Raw genomic sequence first — 6,835 nt, 5'->3', positions numbered from 1 at the left:
GTTCTTGGTTAAATTCTTCACCGCCTAAGGCAATTACTTCTTTGATTACAGCGGTTCTATCTCGCCAACTGTCTTTCCAACTGCCTATATCTTTATCTATTAATGGGGTGATAGTGATTTCGGTTTCACCTGTCCGTACTCCGTACTCGGTTACGACGTTTTTAGTTCGAATGCCCATTACAGTATTGTAGTTATAATCTCCAGCGTCGCCCCCTGTGTCGGTGTCGCCTATTACGGTGCCGTTTGCATAAAGGAGTGGGAAAGATAGCCAGCGGTCCTCGTGAATGCCGTAACCCTTGGTTCTTGTTTCCTTGCTTTTAATATTAAATAAAACGTAAATCACACCGCCTTGATTTTTTGTTTTGCACACTACTGGATCGCTTGTTTTGCCTCGCCATATGGTTTCGCCTTGAATGCCTTTGCTAATGCGTAATATTTTTTTCTTCACTTTTTTAAGTCTAGCGTTGCTTACGTATGAATGTCTCATTTCGTGTATTTCGCTTGCTAAGTTCCCTGCGTTTAAATTGCCGATATTGGTGACTGCTCCATAGGCTTTGATAAAAAAGCGGATTTGGTCAAAATTGCTTTTTACTTTGATACATAATTTAAAGGCGATTGAGTGCGGTCGCATTACGCCTAAAAAATGAGATCTATTATCTGGTATTTTGTTGCATTTTCTCAAATCTTGTTCTTCTCCGCCCCAATCTGCCCACGCTATACCAGCGTTATAGTCTTCGGTATTTTTAACTAAATCACCGCCCACTTGATCTGCAGTGTCTTTTAATGTGCCTTTAATTTCTTTGATATACGCTCCGAACGCAGTATGATTTCCGCCTATGCTGTCAAATCCTGTTAAGGTTCCTGCTTGTTTTTGTCCCACGGTTAAGCCGTTGGCAGCGTTGCGGATAAATCTGTCTTCTGGGTTGGGTAGGCGTGCGTATTCGGTGTTGCCGCTTTGGTAGGTACCGTATTTTTCTTTGAGGCGGTCAAATAGTTCTGGGTGGTCGGCTTTGGTAATGCCGTCGCCGTTACAAGGGAGCCAGCCCTCTGGGATTTGGTCGAATGGAAAATAAGCGAGCATGCCGACATCTCTTTTTGTGAGGTCTGGGAGTTTGTTGCTATTGCCTAAAGTGCGGTATAAATCTGGGTAGGTGTCTTGCTCAAAGGTTGAGCCGTCGCACAGCAAAAAGCCTTGTGGGCTTCTCACCTGTGTTGGGAATGCCACAATAGAGCCGAGGGGAACACCTTTTTTATTGATTTGTTGATTGGTCCACTCTTGATAAGCAACATTTTCATCTTCGACACTCATTGGAAAATTAATCGCCTTGTTGCCACGGCTTGAAGTGCGGTGAAAACTTAAGGCGTTTTCGTGGTCTTGGTTTTTGACATTTAGGGTTAATTTTTCGCCGTTGGTGAGTTTGGCGGTGAGTTTTTCATCTTCTCTGTGATTGATGATTAATTTGCCTGTTAATGTGCCACCTGTTAGCGGTAGTTTTTTGGCTGCTTCGTTGTGAGCAGATTCCGCTTTGTCATAGGCTTTTTTGACAGCTTTTGAATTTGCCACGGTGGTTGTACTGTCGCTATTCACCGCTTCTGAGGTTTCAATTCTTTTTTCATCAATGAGTTGCTTTAATTTTTTTGCTCCTTTGGCGGATAACGCAAGCTGTTCACTCTCAGAATTCAAATCATCTGTGGTTTGGACTATGCCTTTTGTGTTGTGGTCGCCTTGTGGTAGGCGGTGGGCGTGTCCGTTTTCGGTTGCTTGGCTTGTGGTGTCTGCGGTTAAATCAAGGGGGTTTAATTTGCCAGCGGTGCGGAGGTCGGTGGCAAATAATTTTCTGCGGTCAAAGTCTCTTTCAATTCTGAATAATGCAATTTTTGCACAATAGTGCGTAATGCCGTGATCGTCTTGATAGTGCGATTTAAATTCAGCTTGTTCAATCACGTTAACTTGTGCTTGCGTTTGATAACTGCCTGTGACGGTTAATTGTTCATGTACGTCTAATACTGCAATGTGTCCTTGTTGTCCGATGACTTCTAGCGGTTCGGCTAATTCGGCTCGTAATCCGCCAATATAGGCAACACCTTGAGCAGCTAAAAAAGTGCGGTTTTGTTGTTCTTTTCGGCTTAGTTTAAAGCCGTCGGCAAAAAATGCGGCGTTGCCATAGATTTCAAGATTGGTGAGGCGGTTTTTTTCGTCGAGTCCGTGTAGTCTTGCGGTGAAATCTATTTGCCATGTGTTGGCGTTGATTTGAATTTGGGTGAGCTTTTCCGCTCCTTTAAATTCAAGCAAAATTGAACGTGTGAGGCTGTTGCCTTGAATGTCTTTTTTATTTTTGATTTTTTTGATTGTGTCGGTGTAAATAGCAGCAATCAGTTTGTTCTGTTGTTTGTTGATTAAGCCAATGAAATTAAAATCAAAGTCGCCTATTTCTGTTCCCATTGTTACCGAATAAACAACCGCATTGCGGTTAATGACGCCAGCTTGTGAGACGTCTTGGCGGTGTTTGATTTGTGTTTCTTGTGGGATTGTTAAATGGTCGCGGAGGTTGTTGTCATTTAGTCCTTCAATGAATGCAAAGATAAAGCCGTCAATAACGATTTTTGAGCCGTTGGCGGTGGCTTGTGCGATGTCTTGTTCAAATTGTGGTGTGATTAAACTTGCCATTTTCTTTCCTGTTTGGTTGTGGTTTGTTTACGTTTCTTTACAGCTAATTAATTTTAATTGGGTAGCACTGATAATCATGACTAAATTCACCGTGATGAATAAAAAACGGTTGATTGGTGAATACTTCAAATTGATACCTTCTACAGGTTCGCCCATATTGTCTGATGATTAGGTGCATTAATTCATTATTTTTAGCGAGTTGGCTGTCGCTGACGTGAATGCGGATGACATCCCAATTAACTTTATCAAAACGTTCGACGATTTCTACATAGCCAATCTCTAGCCGTTCAAATATGCGAATAAAGCCAGCGGTTGATCCCGCGTCTTTTGCATTTAAAAAGGCGTACTTAACTCGTTTTCGGTATAGCTCTAGCGGTTCGCCGTTAAAGCGTTCTATATCGCGTTGGTAGGCGATATAGTTCAATACTTTTTCATTGCAGCTGTCAACGTCTAAAATGCTAAAAGGGTAGTTAATCCGCATGGCGACCCACTGCCACCATTTAGCGAACAACTCGGCGATTTTTTTCACTTCGCCATTATTGAGCCAAAAGGGCAACTTGATGTTAATCATGCTTGTTCCTCGACGGTTAGGGCTTCTATTCTTGGAATGTCTAAGCCGTTTGTGATGTCGGTTTGTCCCCAGATTAGCGAGCCGATTTCGTTGTGGCGGTCGTGAATTTCTTCGCCTAATTTAGAGAACGAAAAACGGCTAAATGGGTAGGTTTTGGTGACATTGAAATCATTATTTTCACGGAATGCACAGCGGATCATATTTTCTACTTTTTGCAAAATGTCGCGTTTTTCCACTGCACTTACTCCGCTTTGTGGATTGAAAAATACATGACAGCTTAAGCGGTGTTTTGTTTCTGGTATGGCGTAACAAATGAGATCATCGCCGTGACCGTGGTTGCCGTTTTGTATGTGTTGGTTGACTTTGTCAATAAATGGCTGTGAGGTCACGCCAGTATCAAGTAATAAATAGGCGTTAGCGGTTCCCGGTCCTCTGGGGGCGTCGTGTTTAAAGAATATTCTGTCGACTGAAAGCCCTGCCACTGCTGCAATCATGCCTCGGTAGACGTTGTCAATATGATGTTGTCCTACGCTGGCAAATTGGACACGGTAACGTAATCTTAATTCGTCATCGGTTTCACGGTCTGCACCCGGTGTAGTGAGCCAGTTTTCACTGTTTTCAACGGCTTTAACGCCTGTGATTGGTTCAGGTAATATTTTGTAATATCCGCTTGCGAGGTTGTAGTCGCTGCCTGCTTGTTCGGCGATCACTGGCACTTCAGCGGATAATTCACCTTTTTTAATTTCGGTTTCTTCGGTGACTATTAATTTATAAATAATTTCATTAATTCGTTCAGTTTGAATAACTGCGCCTTTTTTAATGGTGACGGCGTTTAAGTCGCTTTCTTTGGTGAACTTGATCACGCCTTGGGCTTTTGTCGCTGGTTTGAAATCTAAGCCCACTTGCCACGCTTGCAACTGCAGCCATTTTCCTTTGGCGGTTTTTACAAAGAGGTTGGGCAATACTTCGTCGATTAACATGTCGGTGAGCCATTTCACAGGCTTGACCGCAATCGCGGTGATTAATCGCCAAAACGGCGACATTTTTGAGTTATTTGTAATTAAATTTTGTTCAGCGGTGAGCCGTTCAAATTGTTGTTTAATTTGTTGTTCTTCGATGATTAAATCGCTTTGTTCAAGCATTTTTCTAAAATCGTTCATAGTCTTAACTCTGTGGGGTCAATTTTGCCAAATTCGTATGTTTCAGCGGTTAATAAAAGGCGGTTTTTGCTTTCTTCTTTGATGTGTACCGTTCCCGGTATTAGTCGCGGATCATCTTCTACTACTAGAATAATTTGTAAAATTATGTCCGCTCTTAATATGCGTGAGCGTTCCGCGATTAAATTTTTCAATAATCCGCTTTCTAAAATGGCGTGTTTGATGTCTTGTGCAATTGAAAGGCGGTTATTGCATAACTGCGGTTGGTTTCCGCTATCTAGTGTTATATCTTCGTTTGTCACCAGTAAATCAAAATATTTAGCCTGTTTCATGGTTTAGCCTGCCTGTATTTGTTGGCGGTCTTTGATTTGTTGCAGCAAGTCTTCCGCGTTGTTGGTTTCTATTTTCAATTGATGAATATTAATACTATTGTTGATGTTGCTATTGTTGAGTATTTTCTCCGCGGTGCCTTTGTTGACTTTTTCAAATTTCGGTTGCACAGCTTGCGGTAATGGGATTGACGCTCCCTCTAATTGATTAGTAATTGTACCGCCGACGGCTACCGCTCCGCTGTTCATTTTTGCAAGATTAACGGCGTTTAGGTGGTTGACGTTTTGCCATTTTGGTATTACAGGGAGTTCAACGCCCGGTAATTTGTTCAACTGTCTGATGATGAAATTCACCACTTCTATTACGCCGTTAGTGATGTGTTCAAATATTTTTAAAAATACGTTGCGGATCGTTTTTGCCATTTCAATTAAGCCGTCTAGCACGCTTTTATTTTTAAAGGCGTTGGCGGTGTCGTTCCAACCTGTGGTGATTGTGTCGAACATATCCACTAAAAAGGCGGTGGCACGTTCAAGGCTGGTAGCCACTCCGCCGATCAGTTCGGCAATAAAATTGAGCATACCGCCCAACACTTCGCCGACGAATTCGCCGACGGTTGCCATGCTGTTTAATTGGCTGTTGGAGGTGTCGCACAAGCCTATGATGTTAAATAGCGTGCTTGCTATGGTTTTCAGTGATTGCCAAATGCTGAGAAAACTTTGTTTTAGTGGTTGCATGGCGTTAAATGCGTTGCTAAAGCCGTCAACAACGCCGATAAAAAACGGTTTAAATATTTTCCATAAGCCATACACCGCCACGCCAATTAAGGCGATTTTTGCACAGACGATTAACACAGGCAGAGCAAGGGCGGTGAATAATCCGCCTACTACGCCAATCAATCCAATAATGCCAGTTAAGGCGGTCGCCACGGCAACCAGTCCACCGCCGCCAATTAATACGGCAAAAACACCGCCGATTAATTTCGCAATGTTTTTGTAGCGGTTGAAATAATTGACTAGGCGTTGTCCGATGTCGGCAATTTTTGAGCTAATTGGCTCTAAGGCGTTTAAGATGGTTGTGCCTATCGTTGTTTTTAAATTGGTTATGATTTGCCCTAATCTTGCCCAACTGTCGGTAGTGATTTTTGCCACTGCCATTGCGTCGGATAAGCCTTTGACCTCGTCTATTTTACTGATGTCGCCTTTTAGTTTGTCGGTTTTTGCCATTAAGAAGTTGATTACTTGGATCGCTTCTTCAGTGCCGAATGCTTTCGCTAACTCTGCTTTGTCTAGTTCGTCGGTTAAATCGCCGTAACGGTTTTTAATCACCTGTAATATTTCGGTGATTGGTTTCATGCGGTTTTGACTATCTAAAAATTCAAGTCCTAGTTTTTGTTGGGCTTTGGTTACACCTCGCAAAAATGCGGCGTATTTTGTCCCCGCTTGTCCGTCGGCGAATGCTCCTTGTAATGTGCCTATTACTGCCAATTGTTCCGCTACTGAAATGCCCGCAGCTTCCCCCATGCTGCCTAGATTGGTGTACGCCATCATCAAACTTTTTCCGCTTGATTTGTACATATTGGCAGTCACTGCTGCCTGACCTGCGACCGCTTCAACCCATTTAGACCGCCCCATTTTGTCCGCTTGGCGTTGGAATATGCCGTACATTTGCGATAAATAAGATCCCATTTCTTGCACGTTTGAGCCTGTGGATTTAGCCAGCAAGTTGGCACTTTTAGAAAATGAGATTAATTCATTGTCGGTCAAGCCGTCGATTGCTCTGGCAATTTCGTTTGTTGAATTGACCACTTCAACGGAGGCTAATCCGTAACTAGAAGAGAAATCTAAGGCAAATTGTTCTATTTTTTTCAGTCCGCTGTCGCCTATGCCGACGGCTTTGATCTCGCTCATGGCTCGGTTAAATTCAAGAGCAGGTTCAACCGCACTTTTCAGGGCGTAACCTGCTCCCACAATACCAGCGACACCGATTCCGATCTGGGTCATGGCGTGTTTGCCTCGTTCGCCTAAGCGGTCAAGGCTTTTAGTCACCTGCTTTAATGGTCCTGTGATCCTGTCGGTCATTGATATGATAAGTTCTAAACCGTGAGCCATG

Annotated in this window: 5 protein-coding genes; all 5 read right to left on the bottom strand. The window is 43.1% G+C overall.

The genetic code is table 11. The features are described from left to right. On the bottom strand, positions 1-2,668 hold a 2,668-nt coding region (locus ACFQ02_RS03925; protein ID WP_380819571.1), incomplete at its 3' end, for a phage tail-collar fiber domain-containing protein. 43 nt (positions 2,669-2,711) lie between these two features. After that, a complete protein-coding gene (locus tag ACFQ02_RS03920) occupies positions 2,712-3,236 on the bottom strand; it encodes a phage tail protein (protein ID WP_380819594.1) in 525 nt (174 codons plus the stop codon). Continuing rightward, positions 3,236-4,399, bottom strand: a complete 1,164-nt coding sequence (locus tag ACFQ02_RS03915; protein WP_380819569.1) for a baseplate J/gp47 family protein — start codon at positions 4,397-4,399, stop codon at positions 3,236-3,238. The genes ACFQ02_RS03920 and ACFQ02_RS03915 overlap by 1 nt, the downstream gene beginning before the upstream one ends. After that, positions 4,396-4,728, bottom strand: coding sequence for a DUF2590 family protein (locus ACFQ02_RS03910; RefSeq protein WP_380819567.1), 333 nt, complete (start codon positions 4,726-4,728; stop codon positions 4,396-4,398). The genes ACFQ02_RS03915 and ACFQ02_RS03910 overlap by 4 nt, the downstream gene beginning before the upstream one ends. 3 nt (positions 4,729-4,731) lie before the next feature. Next, positions 4,732-6,834: a phage tail tape measure protein gene (locus ACFQ02_RS03905; RefSeq protein WP_380819565.1), complete on the bottom strand. Its 2,103-nt coding sequence runs from the start codon at positions 6,832-6,834 to the stop codon at positions 4,732-4,734. Position 6,835: the final 1 nt, after the last annotated feature.

It is taken from the genome of Seminibacterium arietis (genome assembly GCF_042675725.1).
Taxonomy (GTDB): domain Bacteria; phylum Pseudomonadota; class Gammaproteobacteria; order Enterobacterales; family Pasteurellaceae; genus Seminibacterium; species Seminibacterium arietis.
This window is presented reverse-complemented; position numbering and strand designations above follow the sequence as displayed.

Excerpts from the sequence above, each read along its gene's own strand:
- ACFQ02_RS03905 (WP_380819565.1), bottom strand. The coding sequence starts at position 6,834 with ATGGCTCACGGTTTAGAACTTATCATATCAATGACCGACAGGATCACA.
- ACFQ02_RS03910 (WP_380819567.1), bottom strand. The coding sequence starts at position 4,728 with ATGAAACAGGCTAAATATTTTGATTTACTGGTGACAAACGAAGATATA.
- ACFQ02_RS03915 (WP_380819569.1), bottom strand. The coding sequence starts at position 4,399 with ATGAACGATTTTAGAAAAATGCTTGAACAAAGCGATTTAATCATCGAA.